18 protein-coding genes and 2 pseudogenes are annotated in these 17,347 nt (G+C 47.9%); 11 read left to right on the forward strand and 9 right to left on the reverse strand.

The window, feature by feature from the left end; translation table 11 throughout:
• The first annotated feature begins 86 nt into the window (after positions 1 to 86).
• Complete coding sequence (locus ACOZIO_RS20610) at positions 87 to 497, forward strand: ASCH domain-containing protein (RefSeq protein ID WP_421595656.1); 411 nt, start codon at positions 87 to 89, stop codon at positions 495 to 497.
• A 506-nt stretch (positions 498 to 1,003) separates the two neighbouring features.
• Here the strand turns inward: ACOZIO_RS20610 and ACOZIO_RS20615 are convergent.
• A complete protein-coding gene (locus tag ACOZIO_RS20615) occupies positions 1,004 to 1,453 on the reverse strand; it encodes a winged helix-turn-helix transcriptional regulator (RefSeq protein WP_421595657.1) in 450 nt (149 codons plus the stop codon).
• Positions 1,454 to 1,638: 185 nt separating this feature from the next.
• Between ACOZIO_RS20615 and ACOZIO_RS20620 the strand changes: the two genes are divergently transcribed.
• The 3 genes from ACOZIO_RS20620 to ACOZIO_RS20630 all read left to right on the forward strand — a co-directional run bounded on the left by ACOZIO_RS20620 (position 1,639) and on the right by ACOZIO_RS20630 (position 4,106).
• A complete protein-coding gene (locus ACOZIO_RS20620; protein ID WP_421595658.1) occupies positions 1,639 to 2,274 on the forward strand; it encodes an NADPH-dependent F420 reductase in 636 nt (211 codons plus the stop codon).
• Between the two features lie 44 nt (positions 2,275 to 2,318).
• Positions 2,319 to 3,284, forward strand: a complete 966-nt coding sequence (locus ACOZIO_RS20625) for an SDR family oxidoreductase (RefSeq protein WP_129950983.1) — start codon at positions 2,319 to 2,321, stop codon at positions 3,282 to 3,284.
• 201 nt (positions 3,285 to 3,485) lie between these two features.
• Positions 3,486 to 4,106 carry an NADPH-dependent F420 reductase gene (locus tag ACOZIO_RS20630; RefSeq protein ID WP_235174023.1) on the forward strand — a complete coding sequence of 207 codons (621 nt, stop codon included), beginning with the start codon at positions 3,486 to 3,488 and terminating at the stop codon, positions 4,104 to 4,106.
• 258 nt (positions 4,107 to 4,364) lie between these two features.
• On the opposite strand, the gene ACOZIO_RS20635 is transcribed toward ACOZIO_RS20630, so the two are convergent.
• From ACOZIO_RS20635 to ACOZIO_RS20645, 3 genes are all read right to left on the reverse strand, one after another.
• Positions 4,365 to 5,033 (reverse strand): epimerase, encoded by a 669-nt coding sequence (locus tag ACOZIO_RS20635; protein WP_421595659.1) that lies wholly within the window; start codon positions 5,031 to 5,033, stop codon positions 4,365 to 4,367.
• A 104-nt stretch (positions 5,034 to 5,137) separates the two neighbouring features.
• Entirely contained in the window at positions 5,138 to 6,550 is a 1,413-nt protein-coding gene (locus ACOZIO_RS20640; protein WP_421595660.1) for an aldehyde dehydrogenase family protein, read from the reverse strand.
• Positions 6,551 to 6,655: 105 nt separating this feature from the next.
• Positions 6,656 to 7,219 (reverse strand): TetR/AcrR family transcriptional regulator, encoded by a 564-nt coding sequence (locus ACOZIO_RS20645; protein ID WP_129955559.1) that lies wholly within the window; start codon positions 7,217 to 7,219, stop codon positions 6,656 to 6,658.
• 308 nt (positions 7,220 to 7,527) lie between these two features.
• Here ACOZIO_RS20645 and ACOZIO_RS20650 point away from each other — a divergent pair, with 308 nt between their 5' ends.
• Positions 7,528 to 7,839: a barstar family protein gene (locus ACOZIO_RS20650; protein ID WP_240782875.1), complete on the forward strand. Its 312-nt coding sequence runs from the start codon at positions 7,528 to 7,530 to the stop codon at positions 7,837 to 7,839.
• 263 nt (positions 7,840 to 8,102) lie between these two features.
• Here ACOZIO_RS20650 and ACOZIO_RS20655 read toward each other — a convergent pair whose 3' ends face one another.
• The 3 genes from ACOZIO_RS20655 to ACOZIO_RS20665 all read right to left on the reverse strand — a co-directional run bounded on the left by ACOZIO_RS20655 (position 8,103) and on the right by ACOZIO_RS20665 (position 11,231).
• Positions 8,103 to 9,371, reverse strand: coding sequence for an SEL1-like repeat protein (locus ACOZIO_RS20655; protein ID WP_421595661.1), 1,269 nt, complete (start codon positions 9,369 to 9,371; stop codon positions 8,103 to 8,105).
• A 337-nt stretch (positions 9,372 to 9,708) separates the two neighbouring features.
• On the reverse strand, positions 9,709 to 10,497 hold the full coding sequence (locus tag ACOZIO_RS20660) for a phosphotransferase family protein (RefSeq protein WP_421595662.1): 789 nt from the start codon (positions 10,495 to 10,497) through the stop codon (positions 9,709 to 9,711).
• Between the two features lie 245 nt (positions 10,498 to 10,742).
• On the reverse strand, positions 10,743 to 11,231 hold the full coding sequence (locus ACOZIO_RS20665; protein ID WP_129955556.1) for an OsmC family protein: 489 nt from the start codon (positions 11,229 to 11,231) through the stop codon (positions 10,743 to 10,745).
• A 215-nt stretch (positions 11,232 to 11,446) separates the two neighbouring features.
• Here ACOZIO_RS20665 and ACOZIO_RS20670 point away from each other — a divergent pair, with 215 nt between their 5' ends.
• Positions 11,447 to 12,088, forward strand: a complete 642-nt coding sequence (locus ACOZIO_RS20670) for a GntR family transcriptional regulator (RefSeq protein ID WP_129955555.1) — start codon at positions 11,447 to 11,449, stop codon at positions 12,086 to 12,088.
• 230 nt (positions 12,089 to 12,318) lie between these two features.
• On the opposite strand, the pseudogene ACOZIO_RS20675 reads toward ACOZIO_RS20670, so the two are convergent.
• Both ACOZIO_RS20675 and ACOZIO_RS20680 read right to left on the reverse strand, forming a co-directional pair.
• Positions 12,319 to 12,417, reverse strand: a pseudogene (locus ACOZIO_RS20675) (type VI secretion system tube protein Hcp); the annotation flags it as partial.
• Positions 12,418 to 12,689: 272 nt separating this feature from the next.
• Positions 12,690 to 13,304 carry a hypothetical protein gene (locus ACOZIO_RS20680; protein ID WP_421595682.1) on the reverse strand — a complete coding sequence of 205 codons (615 nt, stop codon included), beginning with the start codon at positions 13,302 to 13,304 and terminating at the stop codon, positions 12,690 to 12,692.
• A gap of 350 nt (positions 13,305 to 13,654) precedes the next feature.
• On the opposite strand from ACOZIO_RS20680, the gene ACOZIO_RS20685 reads away from it, so the two are divergent.
• From ACOZIO_RS20685 to ACOZIO_RS20705, 5 genes and pseudogenes are all read left to right on the forward strand, one after another.
• Positions 13,655 to 14,251, forward strand: a complete 597-nt coding sequence (locus ACOZIO_RS20685) for a nucleotidyltransferase domain-containing protein (protein ID WP_421595663.1) — start codon at positions 13,655 to 13,657, stop codon at positions 14,249 to 14,251.
• An 803-nt stretch (positions 14,252 to 15,054) separates the two neighbouring features.
• Positions 15,055 to 15,536 (forward strand): annotated as a pseudogene (locus tag ACOZIO_RS20690) (NUDIX hydrolase).
• Between the two features lie 193 nt (positions 15,537 to 15,729).
• Positions 15,730 to 16,248: a ClbS/DfsB family four-helix bundle protein gene (locus tag ACOZIO_RS20695; protein WP_217138400.1), complete on the forward strand. Its 519-nt coding sequence runs from the start codon at positions 15,730 to 15,732 to the stop codon at positions 16,246 to 16,248.
• Between the two features lie 55 nt (positions 16,249 to 16,303).
• Positions 16,304 to 16,522 (forward strand): DUF7661 family protein, encoded by a 219-nt coding sequence (locus tag ACOZIO_RS20700; RefSeq protein WP_013575645.1) that lies wholly within the window; start codon positions 16,304 to 16,306, stop codon positions 16,520 to 16,522.
• A 502-nt stretch (positions 16,523 to 17,024) separates the two neighbouring features.
• The gene (locus ACOZIO_RS20705; protein WP_240782874.1) at positions 17,025 to 17,267 is read left to right on the forward strand and encodes a hypothetical protein; all 243 of its coding nucleotides are present in this window, start codon (positions 17,025 to 17,027) and stop codon (positions 17,265 to 17,267) included.
• Positions 17,268 to 17,347 lie beyond the last annotated feature (80 nt).

Raw genomic sequence — 17,347 nt, forward strand, 5'->3', positions numbered from 1 at the left:
TGAGAGTATCACTTTAAATATTTCGTGCAATTCATGATCAAAATATGTATGAAATTTCTTTTTATTAAGATTAAGAAGGGTTTTAAATGTCTTCGGTTGATGAAATAAAGGTGAAGTATCCAAGCGCGGATGCTTGGAAAATTGGTGATAGCCCAGAACTTGCCAACGAGCATGCATACCTTATTAAAAAAGGGGTTAAAACGGCCTCATGCTGTTCTTTTGCATCTTACCTACAAGAAAAATATGCACCTAGGATTGGGAGTTATAACATCATCCTTGATAGCCAAGATGTACCGGTATGCGTTATTAGGTTGGTTTCGATGCGACTGGTGCGTTTTTGTGATGTTACCGCCGACTTTGCCCGAAAGGAAGGTGAAGGTGATTTGAGCCTTGAGTATTGGCAGAAAGAACATCAGCGGTTTTTCACTCGTGAAGGTTATTTTTCTGATGATATGGAGCTGATCGCTGAAGAATTTGAGGTTGTTGAGATTTTGTGAATCGGACAAAGTGTCTACATCTCAAATGAGAAAAATATCGTAGCGTCTTACCTACTGCAACTTATATAAAGTTCCGCTTTTGGCACAAAGCTGCCTGTCAAATCTCTTTGTACATAGTTCCACTTAGGGCAGATTCTTCGATGTTCGCTCTAGTTACGCCTCCCTTGCGGTGGACACCACAGTAACGATCATCACATGCAGAAGATCGCTGAAACCAGATTTATGTAACCCACCACTTTTAGTGGTCACCCTGGTGGTCTTGACAGGAAGAGAGTTCAGGTTTGTCTTTCTTATCAAAAAAGTTACAGGCAAAGGCAAACCCAGCCAGAGAAACAAAATTAAAGAAGCCCGCCCAGGGAAACCTGAGCGGGCTTTTTGCTTTTCCGTTTGGGAAAAGTGACATATTTTTCAGCTTGGCTTTTCGGCTTGAAAGCCCGATGGCAGGCACCCGGCATCGTTTTCACGTTGTTCTTTCTGCGCGTGACAAGGCACGCTTGCCGTCTTACTCATTGCTTGCCAGCGGGAAACATGCATCCGCCATTGCGAACCAGCGCCTTCACCTCTTCGCTCACTTCCACGGGGTTTCGACTTAATCGATCAACCCACTCCCTGCGGTGCAATACGTACGACTTCGAATCGTGCTTCGCGCTCCAGAGGACGATGTTAAGCATGACAGGAATCAGGTCGAGGCCTTTCTCGGTCAGAGTGTATAAATCCTTGCGCCCGTCGTCGGGGCTGGGTGCTCTCGCAAGAACCCCCTGCTGTTCAAGAAAGGCAAGGCGGGACGCCAGGACATTGGTCGCGATGCCCTCTTCTGATTTCATAAACTCGCCATAGGTCTTCTTACCGGTAAAAACGATGTCGCGAATGATCAAGAGCGACCACCTGTCGCCAAAGATCTCCACGCCATAGTTGACCGCGCAATGGGACCGAATTTCTTTATTCGTCGTTTTCATGGCGGGATCTTACATCGCTTGTCTATCGCAAGCAAACCCTCCTCTTTTTTTCACTTGTTTTTTACAAGTTATTTTACTTGTTTATTGCAAGTGACAAGGCTAGCATGACCTGTATGTTAAGTCCGGTTGTGGGATCGCACCTGCAATCCATGAATGATTAACCCCTATCCGTAAGGAAATTGCACATGAGCACTATCAGCATCATCGGCTCCGGCGGCATGGCGGCGGCGATCGGCGGTCTTGCCGCCAGGGCCGGACACCTCGTCGAGGTAATGAGTCGCGACGTTGACAAGGCTCGGGCGCTGGCCGGGCAGATCGGAGCCGGTGCAACGACGGGAACCTTCGGCGCCACCCCGGCCGGGAACATCGTCATCCTGGCGGTTCCCTACTCCGCCGTTCTCGGCGTGCTGAAGCAGTACGGCGAAAAGCTGGCGGGCAAGCTTCTTATCGACATCACCAATCCCATCAAAACCGACTTCTCAAGCTTCCTGACGCCTGAAGACAGTTTCGGCGCGCGGGAGATCGCCAGGGCCGCCCCTGCCGATGCGGATATCGTCAAGGCATTCAACACCCAGTTTTCCCACGTGCTGGCCGTGGGTTCAGTCAAAGGTCACCGGCTGGACGTGTTCATCGCCGGGGACAACGCGCAGGCGAAGGCACATGTCTCGGCGTTCATCGAGAGCCTCGGGCTGCGCCCGATGGATACCGGGCCGCTGTTCATGGCGCGGACGCTGGAGCACGCCTGCATGCTGTGTCTGGGCCTCATGACCCACTCCGTCAGGCACACCAACTTCTCGATCGGCGTCAGCCTTCTCGGCTGAGCGCACGACACCCCCACTCATATCGCACCTAAAAGGAAAATATCATGCACGTTTTAGTCACTGGCGGGACCGGCCATATCGGCTCGTACATCATTCCCGAACTTATCGCCGCCGGCCACGAGGTCACCGGCCTGGCCAGGTCGGATAAATCCGCCGCGGCGGTGTCCGCGCTCGGCGCCAGGGTGCGTCGCGGGGATATTTCCGATCTGGATGGGCTCAGGGCGGCGGCTGCGGAGTCCGATGGCGTCATCCACGTCGCGCACAGGCAAGACCTGCTTCCCGTCGGCGGGATTGACGCCGTAGCAGCAGCAGAGCTCCAGGTCATGCACGCGTACGGCGAGGCATTGGCCGGAACCGGAAAACCGCTGGTCGTTTCGGGGAGCATTGGCTCGCCCACGAACCTGGGCTGGACGGCGCCCGGGGCCAGCTTCCTGGACCGACCGGCGACCGAAGAGGACCCGGCCCTTCCCGGCGGCGATGCGTACAAGGGCTCCCTGCGGGTCCGTAATGTCGTGGAACTCGCGGTAATCGGCCTTGCGGAGCGCGGCGTGCGATCCTCGATCGTGCGGATCCCCACCATCGCGCACAGCACAACCGACAATGCCGGGTTCCTCCCGATACTGATTAAGCTCGCGAAGGAGAAGGGTGTCATCGGCTACCCCGGAGACGGCGCAAACCTGTGGCCGGCCGTGCATGCCCGCGACCTGGCCTCACTGTTCCGCCTGGCGCTGGAGAAGGGTCCGGCCGGCAAGACCTGGCATGGGCTCGAGAGCGAGGGCATCCCGTTCCGCGAGATCGCCGAGGCCATTGGCAGCCGCCTGGGCCTGCCTGCGGTGAGCATTCCCGCCGACGAACTCATGCTGCCGGGATACTTTGGGTTCCTCGCGAATCTGGTCACGCTGAACCTCCCGGCATCCAGCCTCATCACCCGCCAGACCCTCGGCTGGGAACCCGCCCAGCCCGGGCTGCTCGCCGGTTTGGACAACGGCCATTACTTCCCTGCCAGTTGAGTTGAGCTGTGACAGGGATTCGGCTCGCAACGAGCCTGGCAGACGGCGGTGTCGCGATGCCCTGCCCCGTTCGGGCAAAGACTTTGCCGACCCGGCAATGGCATCAGGGATGACGCGGGAGGCCCGACGCACACGACATATCAACCGGGGAGGCCCGTTTAGCGATGACGGGCAATCCCCCAACTCACGAGGAATCAGCATATGAGCACTATCAGCATCATAGGAGCAGGAGGCATGGCCACGGCCATCGCCAGGCGTACCGCCAAGGCTGGACATACCCTTGAGGTGATCGGACGCGACACTGCCAGGGCCCAGACGCTGGCCGACCAGCTGGCAGCCGGCGCGACCATAGGGACCTACGGCGCTGCGCCGGCGGGCGACATCGTCATTCTCGCCGTGCCGTACAGCAGCGTTGCGGCGGTGGTGGCCGACTTTGGCGAAGCGCTCGGCAACAAGGTAATCATCGACATCACTAACCCGGTTGCCCCCGACCTCTCGGGCCTCGTCACTCCCCACGGCAGTTCCGGTGCGCAGGAGACCGCCAGGCTCCTCCCCGCCAACGCGCATGTCGTGAAGGCGTTCAACACCCTCTTCGGCCACGTACTGGCCAGGGGTGGGCACCTCGACGCGTTCATCGCAGCCGACGATGCGCAGGCGAAGGCACGCGTCTCGACCTTCATCGAAAGTCTCGGGTTGCGTCCGTTCGATGTCGGCGGCCTGCAAATGGCCAAGACGCTAGAGTCGCTCGGCCTGATGATGATCGGTCTGGCCAAGAATGGCGCCGGCAGCTGGGACATCGCCATGAAAGTCGATATCGGCTGAATCAGACACCACATGTTCACCGGCTGGACTGGCGCGGGCCTCACGATAACGCGAGGCCAATAGCGGCCATTTTGGTGCTCTTGACAGGAGGGGAGTTTTTCTTAGTTATTAGCCAATTAATGGAAATGGCGTTCCCGGTCAAAGGAGCTCTATTAGATAAGCCCGCTTAGGGAAACTTAAGTGGGCTTTTTGGTTTTTTGACCGGCGGTTATGAGCAAGAAGCGGACATTTTTAAGTAAGAACAAACAGTTACTGTTATTATTTTTTGGCAAGCAGGCAGATATCTTCTTTTCCGAGGACGGACTTACCGTAACCATAGCGTACGGCATTCAGCATGGCTTTTCCCATTTCTTCAGTGGTAATAATGCTGTTGGGAAAGAGGCGTTTTAAGGCAGGAAAGAATGGTGACAGTATGGTGTAAAAAATTCTGTAGACCGTAGTTTTAGAGCGAGTATCGTCAAGAGGCCATATTACTGCAGGGCGAAACATCTGTGCCGAAGTGAAGCCAAGCCTGAGCAGGCTATTTTCTGTTTTACCCTTAACTCTTGCCCACATGCTTTTTCCCGCTTCAGAGCTGTCTGTCCCTGCACCCGAGACATAGATAAAGGTTATATCCGGATCTAACCGTACCAGGTCTGAGGCAACATCAAGTGTCAGTTTAAAAGTAATACGACTGTATTCTTCCTCTGACAGACCTGATGCGCTCACGCCCAGACAAAAAAAGCAGGCATCCCATTTTCCCGCTGCATTCAAGCCAGCCAGCGGTGAAATCAAGTCATCTGTAACAACCTGATTAAGGCGGGTATGGCATTCAGGCAATGGCGAACGAACGATAACGGTTACAGTTTCGACATCTTTTGCTTTCATGCACTCGCGCAATACGCCCTGGCCGACCATCCCGGATGCGCCATAGATTAAAACTCTCATTATCCAACCTCTGGTGTCTGCCTGGTATGAATCCCCCACACTCTCTGCTGGTCTGTGAAGGGACCGGGCGCTATTGAAATAAACAGCGGAATTATCAATTAGCTTCAAGCTATCGTCTTATATTCCAGGTAACTCTGAATGCCATACGCACCGTTCTCCCTTCCGATACCTGACTGCTTCATGCCGCCGAAAGGAGCGAAAGAGGTATAAGCAAATGCATTAACCGAAACTGTTCCGGCCTGAATCTGCTCAGCGACTTTTCTCGCATTCGCTAAATCCTCTCCGCTGACGTAGCCCGCCAAGCCATAGGATGAATCATTGGCGATATCGATCGCTTCCTGCTCATTTTTATAGGAAATGACGCACAATACAGGCCCGAAAATTTCTTCACGTGCGATGGTCATATTATTTGTTACGTTGATAAAGACGGTGGGTTTAACAAAGTTACCGTCTTCAAGCCCTTCAGGGTTCCCGGGGCCGCCAGTCAGTATTTCGCCGCCTTCCTCAATGCCTGTTTTAATATACTCCTGTACGCGCTGGTACTGCGTCCGGGAGACCATTGGACCAATAACCGTATCTGAATCCTGAGGCAGACCGACTTTCAGTTGCTCGACGGCCTGTTTCAGCGCGGTCGTAATTTCATCGTAACGGCTTTCCGGCACCAGAATTCGGGTGCCTGCAATGCACGCCTGGCCACTGTTCAGGAAACCTGACTGAAGGATGAATGGCAGCGCTTTGTTCAGGTCAGCATCCTCAAGAACTATATGGGCTGACTTGCCCCCCAGCTCCAGAGTAACTCTCTTCAGGGTGTCGGCGCTGCGAGCGGCAATACTTTTACCCACGGCAGTTGACCCGGTAAAGGAAATTTTGGCTACGTCCGGGTTAATGGTCAGCTCCACGCCAACCACGTCGCCGCGGCCATTAACAACATTGATGACTCCTGCCGGCAATCCGGCGGCGTCAACGCATTCCATCAGGATTTGGGTCTGTACTGCGCTCATTTCGCTGGGTTTGGTTACCACGGTGCAGCCAGCGGCAAGCGCGGCTGCAGCTTTGTTGCAGAAGTACACGATGTTGGCATTCCACGGTGTAATGTGTGCAGCTACGCCGACGGGATGCAGTGATACTTCGGCCTGACCCACCATTTTTTTAAAGGGGACGTCTTTAAGGCTTTCTTTAACGCTCAGAATAGCGCCACAGGCTGCCTGGACAAGATCCCTGGCTATCTGATGTGGGCCGCCATATTCCTCAACAAGAGCCTGAACGTGTTCATCTGCCCGCGACGCTACTGCATCATGAAACCGCTGTAAATATTCTGCACGCTGAAGGGGGGTGGTAAGGGAGTAAGTTTTAAAAGCTTCTTTTGCAGCAGAAATTGCATGTCGGGTGTCTTCTTCATTGCCCATCAGCACGGTTCCTGTAAGCATATTTGCCGCAGGATTTACAAGGTTAAACTTCTCCTGTCCGACAGAGTCTGTGAATCTACCGCCGATATAGTGTTGCGTAATATGTCTCATGACTTTCTCTCGCTTAATAAATTGGGCCTGTGACATGTCACAGGGTTTATTGGTACTGATTTAAAACTGACTAGTCAGTCATTTAACTGGTTTTTGAGATAGCGATTACAAGCCCAGACCCCGCCAGAACATAGTGAAACCATCAGAAATATATGTTTCTGACTTTTCAGGCTCTTTCATGGAAAACTCAACTGCTGCCTCAGCTAGTGAGGCCATCACAGCCGTCACGAACGCCACGTTCTGACTGATGTCTGATTTTTCAATTTCAATCAGCATATGATTAACAGCATCAAACAAGGCTGATGACTGCTGACGCGTGTTTTCAGTAATAATGCGGGAAGCATTAAGTTGCTGAAGAGTATGATGCTTCTCGGGACTGGCGCATGCCCAGCGGATATAAGATTGCCAGACGTGAAAAGTCTTTTCCCTGATGCTCAACTGGACAGGAAATCCTTCGATAAGTGCTCCAGCCACCTCACTTTTAATGTGAAGATATAGCTCATTAAGTAGCGTCAGCTTGTCCGGAAAATATGTAAAAAGAGAGCCTGTCGAAACACCGGCCTCTTTAGCCATAAGAGATGTTGTCGCTCCCAGACCCTGGATCGCAATAATGTGAAGGGCAGCATCAAGGATAGCAAAGCGTTTTTCCTGTGATAACGGGCGTGCCATACAACATCCTTAGGTGAGTGATTAGTCAATCATAAGCAGGTAAGATAAAATTGCAACCTTTCTTTTTGTTGATTTTATATCCAGCCGTTTTTCATCCTTTGAAGCGATCATTCATTATTAGCTGACTGAGTAATTATATTTTCAAGCGGTCGGGCTTCGATTGTAATGTCCGCTTCTGGCACACAGCAGACAAACACGTGACGCTGAAGGTCTGCTGAGAGCGATGAGCGGAAGTTGGCAATTGTTAATACCCATAAGGTGGAAATCAATTGCATTTCAACGTGTTAATTAATAGGTAGAAAGTCAAAGTGAGTGAACAGAAAATGAATGTTGGTCAATTGTATTTGGATGGAACGCGTGTCCTAACTGAAAAAGAATTTCATTCCATTATTTCTGCGTCATTAGACTTTGGACCTTACTATGGCAGAAATCTTGATGCATTGTGGGATCGCCTTAGCACTGATATTGAAAGGCCAGTAAAAATAATATGGTTAAATTCCGAGCTATCCAGGGTGGGGCTTGGAAGTTATTTTGACAAAATTATCGCGGTTTTTGAGAGGGTAAAACTGCAAGATCTAAATTCAAATTGGGAAGAGAAGTTCGATTATTTACTGAAATAACTCATGCCAACTGGATATTGGCCTGCTCCCCTTTAGCCAATGTAAGGCGGACTTAATAAAGTCCGCTTTTGGCACCGAACTGCCTGTCAGATGTAATGGTCTAATCAAGCCGTATACTTTGTTAGAGATATAATGGGCAACGCTAACGAGGAAAGAATGCGAAGAAAAACGTTTACCCATGAGTTCAAGCTGGAATGTGTCAATTTGGTTCTGCAGCATAACTGCCCGGTGATCCAAGCTACTGAAGCCTATCTTCACAAATATCAGAATCTTAATATGTTTTTTTCATCACACCCAAATTTATTTCCATTTTTACAAGATTCATTAATCCATTCTTTAGCTAATAACTGGTTTTGTTTGACGCCACGCCCCTCTGCATACATAACACCGAGGACTGCCTGGGAGAACGCATAATCTTGATGTGCAGCCAACGCGGTCCAATTATAGGCTTGAGTTAAATCCATCTTAGCGCCGAGGCCAATCCCATACATCTGGCCTAGACGGGCTTGTGACAATGCGTCCCCCTGCTTTGCCGCCAGCATAACCAACTGAAACGCCTTACTATCGTCCTGTTTCACCCCATCGCCATTCGCGTACATCTGCCCGAGGTTAAACTGTGCAAAAGCAAGCCCCTGGTTAGCGGCTAGCGTTAACCATTCCACTGCTTTGCTATTATCCTGCTTCACACCTTTGCCATGTTTGTACGCCATTCCAAGATTATATTGTGCCTTTGCGAGTCCCTGATTAGCGGCCAGTATTAACCATTCAGCTGCTTTGTCATCATCCTTTTTCACACCTACGCCATTATTGTAGGCTACTCCGAGGTTGAATTGAGCAGGAGCATAACCATGCTTTGCAGCCAAGGTATACCATTCAATAGCTTTGCTATCATCGTGTTTTACACCTTGCCCCGTCGCGTACATATAGCCTAGATTCTGCTGAGCATGTTCATCACCTTGTCGGGCAGCCAAGGTATACCATTCAATGGCTTTGCTATCATCGTGTTTTACACCTTGCCCCTTCGCATACCTATAGCCAAGATGATCCTGAGCATCTTTATCACCTTGTCGGGCAGCTAAAGTGAACCATTCCACTGCTTTGGCATTATCCTGTTTCACTCCATGCCCAAGAGCGTACATTACTCCAAGATTGTACTGTGTAGACACCAGACCTTGCTTGGCAGCTAATGTGTACCATTCAAAAGCTTTGCTATCGTCTTTTTCTACGCCACGCCCTTCCTCGTACATCAAACCGAGAGTACCTTGCGCATATGCATCGCCATTCTTTGCAGCCAAAGTGTACCATTCAAACATTTTGCTAAAATTTTTATTAACACCCTTACCTACGTCGAACATAAGACCAATATAATACTGAGCACGGGAATTACCGTTATTTGCAAATTTAAGGCAGTGTTCGAAAGAATTCATTGGTATGACTTCGGTATTAAAAACATTCCGGCAGTCCTCCAAACTTTCAGCATTTGTGTTAAAACAGCTAAATGCAATTAACATGAATAGTGCTTTTTTTTTCATAATTAAAGATATCCCTAAAGTGGCATGCCTCTATTTTTTCACTAAATTAGCTTATATGAATTTGGATACTTTCTCCGACTTAAGATTGCGGAGAAGTCATTCTATTAGCTCTAAACTCTGTATCTTACAAAAAACCTTATGAAAATGACAATATTTTGACGTTGAAGTGGTCGACATACATTGGCCAAGATATGAGAGCTTTTCTTGAACAACTTAACGTCTGCTTTTGGCACTGTGATGTCCACTAGAGGGACTCGTACAGCAGCTAAGAGCGAGGAGCGGACATTGCTACTGATAGTGGAATCCGCATCATTCGTAGACAAGGGGGTTGAAAATATCAAAGCATTTTTACAGTGTTATCTAACCAGGCGGGAAGATTTTCTCTGTACCATTTGAGATAGAATTGAAAATCACTTTTCTGCCGTTCATTAAGCAGTACGATTATCTGGGTAACAATCCATGCTTTAGCAATCGCAATTTCTTTGGCTAAATCATTAGGATTATAATTCCGCGATATACAGTTATAGCGTTCAGCAAACTCAATAAATTTTTGTTTAAAACCCATTCCCTTTATTAGTGGGGCAAGGTCAATGGCTGGGCTACCAGTGCTGAATCTCTCCCAGTCGAATAGAACTAAATCACCGTTATCCCTTTTTCCCCAATTACCCGCATTACTGTCGCCTGAAATTAAGCACTGACCACTGAAAAGAGCATCACTTGCCCGGTGAAAATACCGTAACTGTTTTGCTGCTCTGTCCGGTAATGCCAACAATATGAGAGATTTTTCAAGGGCTGCTTCTGACCAGGTTAAATTGTGATAAACCCATGAAGGGTCAGGTCGATAGCAATGTAAGCGAGACAGAATTGCCAACACTTCATCTCGTCCAACTTCGTCCTGATCAACTTGGTGTGGGACATATTCCAGTCTTAACTTGCGTGTGGCCGGATCGGCGATCAACAGCTTTGGGGTGGAAATGTCGACCTGAACGAGATGCCTGGCTGCGTGTTGATAAAAATTAAACTCGACATCACTGACAGGAAATTTTTCGATTACCCGATGACCTGCTTCATCCACCAAAAGCGTCACTTTGGCAGTCCCCATGCGTGATAAATTATCATCAGACATACATCTTGCCTTTATCGTTGGCCGGTTGGTTAATTCAGAGGGGTTTGAGTTTAGCGCAATCTGCAAGTCATACAGCAAGTTCGCCTCTCTATAGTTACCACATTATGAAGCGCATAATGTCCGCTTCTGGCACAAAGCAGCCCAAGGCAAATATCAAGGGCTGCTATGAGCGAGGAGCGGGGGTTTGGCTGATACAGTCACTGTTAGCTATCGTCCCGCTGACCGGCGTTATTCGGCATTGAACTTTACACCGTTGCAGAATACGCTTCGTCAGAGATAATAAACTCAGGGTCATAGCTCACAGGGAAGTTTACTGATCTGGCAATAAAGCATACTTTATGGATCTCATGGTGAATAGCCATTGCAGCATCAATATCAGTACCGGCTACGACAGTAATTTTTGGCCTGAGTACGGCGGACAGGAAGCGGCCGGCACCATTTTTTAACACCTCACCTGTTGCTACCGGTGAATCTTCATAATCCATTACAGTGATGCCCGCATCTGATGCCAGATGTAAATACCACAGCATGTGACATGCAGAAAGAGATGATATAAGCAGGTCTTCCGGATTCATTTTACCAGGGTCACCACCCAGTATCGGATCATTAGAACAATGTATTATTTCCTTTCCAGCGACAGCAATATCCCATGTCCGGTCATATGAACGATACCCTGATGTCCCTTTCCCCAGGTTTCCTGTCCAAGATATATGTGACGAATAACTGTGTTCCATAAATTTCCCGCTCCAGTTCTTTATGTCTGCTAGTTAGCAATACACTCTCAGTCGGCCAATGAAATTAACATTTATCTGCTTTTGAAATTCTCACCACTCTCTCCTCTCTACTTTCAGTCACTCCTGGATGAAGCGCGATTTACCGCAAATCGTTGTCAAAGTGCTAATTCAGATGGCATAATGGTATACCATTAAATCACCAAGTAGTAGGTTTTATGAGTTCGGTTATTCTTTCGACCGCGGACATGCTTGCCTTTGAGCTAAAAAATTTAATCAACAACGGCTCGCTGCGGGACGGAGATCGTCTTGTGGAAAGAGACCTCGCCAACCAGTTTTCTGTCAGCCGCATCCCGCTGAGAGAAGCAATCCAGAAACTTGAGAGGGAAGGCTTAGTTGACGTTTACAGAAACCGCGGAGCTGTCGTCAGGACGCTTAGCGCTCACGATGTTGACGAAATTTATCAACTCCGGGCGTTACTGGAAGGTGATGCTATTTTTCAGAGTTATCAATACATGGATTCTGAAACGCTTGCGCGGGCAGAGTTTGTTCACAAACTTCTTGGTAGCGCCAGCGAATCAACACAACAGGGGCAATACAACCGGGAATTTCATGAGCTGTTATACCGCAAGTGTAAAAATCAGCGCCTGCTGAAAATGATAAATGAACTACGAGCGCAGATAGAAAGATATGAGCTCTTGCAGCATCAGTTACTGTCTGAAACGCTCAAGTTTCAGGATGAACATGAGCTTATTTTAAGCGCCTGTCTGCGGGGCGACCCCGCTACTGCTCGCGACTATACTGTTGAACATATTCTTTCTGCCGGGCTGATTCTAAAAAGCTATATGTCCAACCGGTAATTCGGAGGGGCTCGCGATAAAAATCCAAACAACAGAGCTTTTGCTGGATCCGCTTCTGGCACGAAGCGGTCAGGTTGAAGGACCGTAAGGTCTGCTCTGAGCGAAAAGTGTGCGTATTACCTGCCAGCAGCAACCGGCTCCAGGGATGCTTACCCCAAATCTGATTTATTTAACAAAGCCTAAATATCTATATCGAAACACCGCAATGAGCGGTCTTTTCTGTTTTCGGCTTATGCAACCACACGCTCATTCCAGCTGTCTTTAAATATTATGTTCCCGTCTACATATTTCCACTGAATCGACTCATAGCGGATCTCAATATTTTCCAGTTCATCTGTTAACCATAAATAAGCTGGGTTAGACATTTTATTTCCTTAATGTTGAGTTTCGACTTCTTTCCCGATAGTCTTCTAATTTGGCGACGCCTCTTGACACTGAGAAGAAAATTATCAGCCATACGGCGGCATAAACGAATTTCAGCGGCCACGCCACGGGCAGCATCAGACATCCGATTAACCCGCCAACGAATAACACGGATTCAAAAAAATTCCATATCCAGGCGGCGGTAAATAACACCATTTTCAGTACTCTGTGTAGCCGCTTATTGTGTAACATGCAGCTTTCGCCCTACAGCATCGATTATCCTGTCAAACACAGGCTGGCCGCGTGTGGCACCAGCATGGACAGCGTCAATAAACGGTTTAACGGCGGGTTCAAACAAAAAATAGGTGAGGTCATAATCGTGTGGCCGGAGCAGCGCGTAAATTTCCGGTGCCTCGATGGCGAGGCTTTCAGACATTCTTATCGAGCGTTCGCTCATTCCCCCGATAAGCAGAATCATCGTCACCCTGCCGATCCAGTTCTTGGCACTTTGCGCACCAATAAATGGCACTCTCGTCAGCACCGCCGACCCAATTATCGCAATAAGTTTCGCGGTAAGGAATCGCCCGGCCATTGAGGAAACGGCACCGCGATAGGCATTGTTTTGCTGAGATACGGAGGCGTATTTATCGAATTCTTTAAATAGGATCTCTACGGCATTGGTTATATGTTTATAATTCAGGATGTCATTATGAATTGCTTCCGCCATGCGAAAACGTTGTGTCTGATGCGCATAACGGGAATCGGTATCCATATATCCCCAAGCGAGATAATCCATATCGAGCGGAACGGTAAGCGCACCGTTTATTAATCCGGTAATTGTGGCGGGCGACATGATGATGTCTGCAATTCTGTTCGCAATGTCTTCTATATCACTTGTTATCTTATCGACTGCTACCACGGTACACCTCCCTGGTTTCGTGTTCGCATAACCTTAATACAGATAAGGTTAAATAACGAAATACTATATTACTACCTTTACCGCTGAAACGGGCGTCCGGACACTGAATATCAGGGGGCGGTCTAGAACTACCAGACTTCCGCTTCTGGCACAAAGCGGACATACGCGGTATGTGATATCGTAAAGCCAGACGCATCAATGTTATCGTCGTCCGCGATGCGAAGGGCCGTTATACCTAACTGAGTAATGCGGCGGTCGAGTAGATAGAAAGGCAGAGGATGAGGATGCAGCATATTCCCGATGATGCGTGGAATGCCTGGACACCGGAACTGCTTTTTCAACGCTTCCGCTATCAGAGTTCGCCTTGGTACGTTGTCGGTGGTTGGGCACTGGACCTGTGGCAGGGCTACCAGACCCGCGATCATGAGGACCTGGAGTTTTGCATACTTTCCGAGGATATCGATCTTTTTCGCTCCCAGTTACCCGAGCTAGATTTTTTCGAGGTCCATAACGGCATGTTTGCTTATCTTGCTCCTGAAATGAGGCCTCGACCAGAGACCTACCAATTGTGGGGAGCCGACACGACCAACGCTTGTTGGCGAATAGACATGATGATCGAACATGGCACCCCGGAAATCTGGACTTATAAGCGCGACCCATCGTTCCGTTTGCCTAGGTCGACTGTCGTTCGAGAAACACCATCCGGAATTCCTTATCTCGCTCCTGCTCTCGTCCTTTTGTTTAAGGCAAAACACATTCGGCCCAAAGATGCTGCAGACTTCCAGGCTGCGCTGCCGAAGCTTCACGTTCAGGAAAAAGCCGACCTACAATGTTGGCTGGAGGCGATGTATCCTGGACATGAATGGATCACACAGCTTTAAGGAAAGGCAGGATGGCCGCTCCTGGCACAGAGCAGACAAACACGTGATGCTGAAGGTCTGATCGTGCCCAAAAAGGTAGGAAAGTCATTTACCCAACACGAATCTGACTTCACGATGCAACTTGTTAAGGACATGATCATTGATAAGAATTTTGATTAACCATTTTGTTTGAGTGTATATGCAAGTCATTACTTGTTATAACTCTTTGAGATCAGGCTAAAATGTAAAAGGTCAGAAAGGATGAACAATACTAATTGGACTTGGGAAACACATTTCAATATAGACAGCTCAGTACTTCTTAAAATTGTGGTGGTAGTACTTCTTTTAGTTTGGGGTTGTGCTGAGCTGCGGAAAAGAAGGGAAAAAAAACCAAATTTAGAAGCTTCAATCTCAAAAGCCAACGCCAGAGAACGCTACGAATGGCGCTATATAAGATATTCATTTAAGGTGCTACAGACTGCATTCATTCTGTATATTTTATGGTCAGTCATTCACTACCTTTTAACATAAATCCTAAACTATTTTTCATCATAGACTTAATCCTATGGCTGATAACTTTTGATTTACTCTGTCCGCTTCTGAAAAAGAGTCGAGAACACCTTTTCCAACCCTTTGATATATTCTCAGCTTTAGTAAAATTGCTCTGCAGCCCTAGAAAGATCACCGGCAGCTATGGGTGAAGAGCAGACTTTGAATGCGGTTATAGCAGCAAGAAAATACCGCTCTATTAGGCCATGAAGGCTGAAAATTATGGTTATATATAAATCAAAATTCAGGGTTAATACTTTATTTAAGGGGGATTTGTGCGAACTCGTCCATCATCTCGGTTAATAGTTCTTTCGCCTGAAAATCACGTCTTGCTCTTTAACTTCTGCCATAAAGGTGATGCCTTGAGCGGCAAGAAATGCTGGGCAACTCCAGGTGGAGGACTTGAACACAATGAATCTTTCGAGCAGGCTGCTTTACGCGAATTACTTGAAGAAACGGGGCTGATAAGAACAGCTGCAGGACCGCAGATAGCATCCAGAACCTTCACAATGATGCTACCAAGTGGGGAGACTGTTCTTGCTGAAGAGCGTTTCTTTATTATTAATACAAATAAATCAGATATTGATCGCTCAAGGTGGAGTAGCAACGAAAAAAAGTTATTCGCGATCATTACTGGTGGACAATAGAAGAGCTCAGACATACCGATGAAACAATCTTCCCACTCGATTTGATCCTTAACATACTTGAAAGCAAGTTAACCGACTCCCTAGTATTTAATGTATCGAAAATACCTTGATTTCCGCCTCTGGCACAGGGCTGCTGTCGCAGCCCCTGATAGCCTCAAACCTCGAGTGATTCATGTGCCTTGAACAAAGAGAGAGCTGTTTACAGGGACTTCCACTTTCTTGCCAAGAAGTACATAATTGATTGATATTTAAACACCACATGGCGTCTTTATGGATTTCTTCTGAAGTGCGGGGTAACTCTGTATGAATGTGCCGCAAACAAAATCTGAATTGCTTTTAGCAATCGATAAAAATTTCAATAAATTAATTAGTTATCTTAATGCCATCCCCCCTGAACTCACCTTAGATAACTCAATGGATGGACACTGCAAGGGCACGGAAATCAGTGTTCGAGATCTGGTTTCCTATCTGCTCGGGTGGAACACTCTGGTTGTAAAGTGGATCACTTCCGACGGGAAAGGATTGCCTGTTAATTTCCCAGAAACCGGTTTTAAGTGGAATCAACTTGGGCTTCTGGCGCAAAAATTTTACTCTGATTATAGCGAATTGGATTATAACGTGTTAATTACTGAGCTCGAGGAAGTAAAAAATGAAATAGTGAAACTTATTGATGGGCTCACTGATGACGCTTTGTATGCTAAACCATGGTACACAAAATGGACTATGGGGCGAATGATCTCATTTAACACATCATCTCCCTATGCCAATGCTAATGGCAGATTAAGGAAATGGGCGAAAAATAACAGTATCAGCTTAAAATAAAAAAACTCTGTGAATTTGTCACCTTTACTTTGATGAAAATGCCGGGAGATTAATAATGCTGATCTACAACGTTTTTGGACGGCATCTTGGGATCAAACGTGAGGGGGAGCGCTGGCTGGTATTCCGCGCAGACCTGACAGAGCGAAAATTTTCCCGGCTTTACGACATCGCAATTCCGAACGATCTGACAGAGGCAGAAATTCCAGGTTGGCTTGATGACATTTTACATGAGGCGGCAACAGAGCGTCATCCGGAGGTGAAGCGTGTCGAATAAGAAATCTGGCTTGCATACGTAAGTATCCCGCTTAACCGGAGCATTCACTAATAGAGATATTTTGTCACGCCATCCGGACATCGCCTCCTCACCATTGACAACTAATACGCTGTGCTGCTTGTCATGTCCGCCTCCGACACAGTGAGAAGCGGACATCGTTTTTCGGTCAGGATACCAGCTATGATAAATTATTGATGAAAAGGCATTCAATTGATAGAAATCGGCGAAGGTAATAAAAGGGAGGTGTGATGTTTACCCCAGAGTTTATTAATGATGAACATGGAGAGTTTCTACTTGTAGCCAGCCACAGCCTGGCATCCCCGGAATCTATAAAACTCAGTATTGCGTACAATATTGCCAGAATATCTTACGGACTATCACAGCTTCCATCGCACATTCGAACTTGCCGGGTCGTCTATGATATTAGAGGACAATCAATCCCTGACCAGGTCCTGGCCCAGGTCAGACAAGCGTTTGAGCAGGTAGCCATTGTGGAGTTTAAATGCTGATGGGACTTCAGTTAATTGTAAAAGCAGAGCGTAAGAAGATAGAAAAATCGTTGGGGTCATTTACATCAGAATGTGAAATATTCCCGGTCGCTGAAGACCTTTTCGGCATTTCAATTCCAGAGCGAATTCTCTCATCCGTGGGTGAAGATGTTGTTCTACAGAAACTTGAACAACTCAAGCGTTTTGACCTTTGGCAGGGGGCCTGGCAAGAACCCAAGCGACGTTGGCTTTGGTGAGTTTCAGCTTTGAGCGGGGAGCTGACATTGGCTTTTCATGCCTGTAAGAGATACCCACCGGACTGATGGTTTTTTAGCGT

Source organism: Rahnella sp. PD4 (genome assembly GCF_049199325.1).
Classification (GTDB): domain Bacteria; phylum Pseudomonadota; class Gammaproteobacteria; order Enterobacterales; family Enterobacteriaceae; genus Rahnella; species Rahnella perminowiae.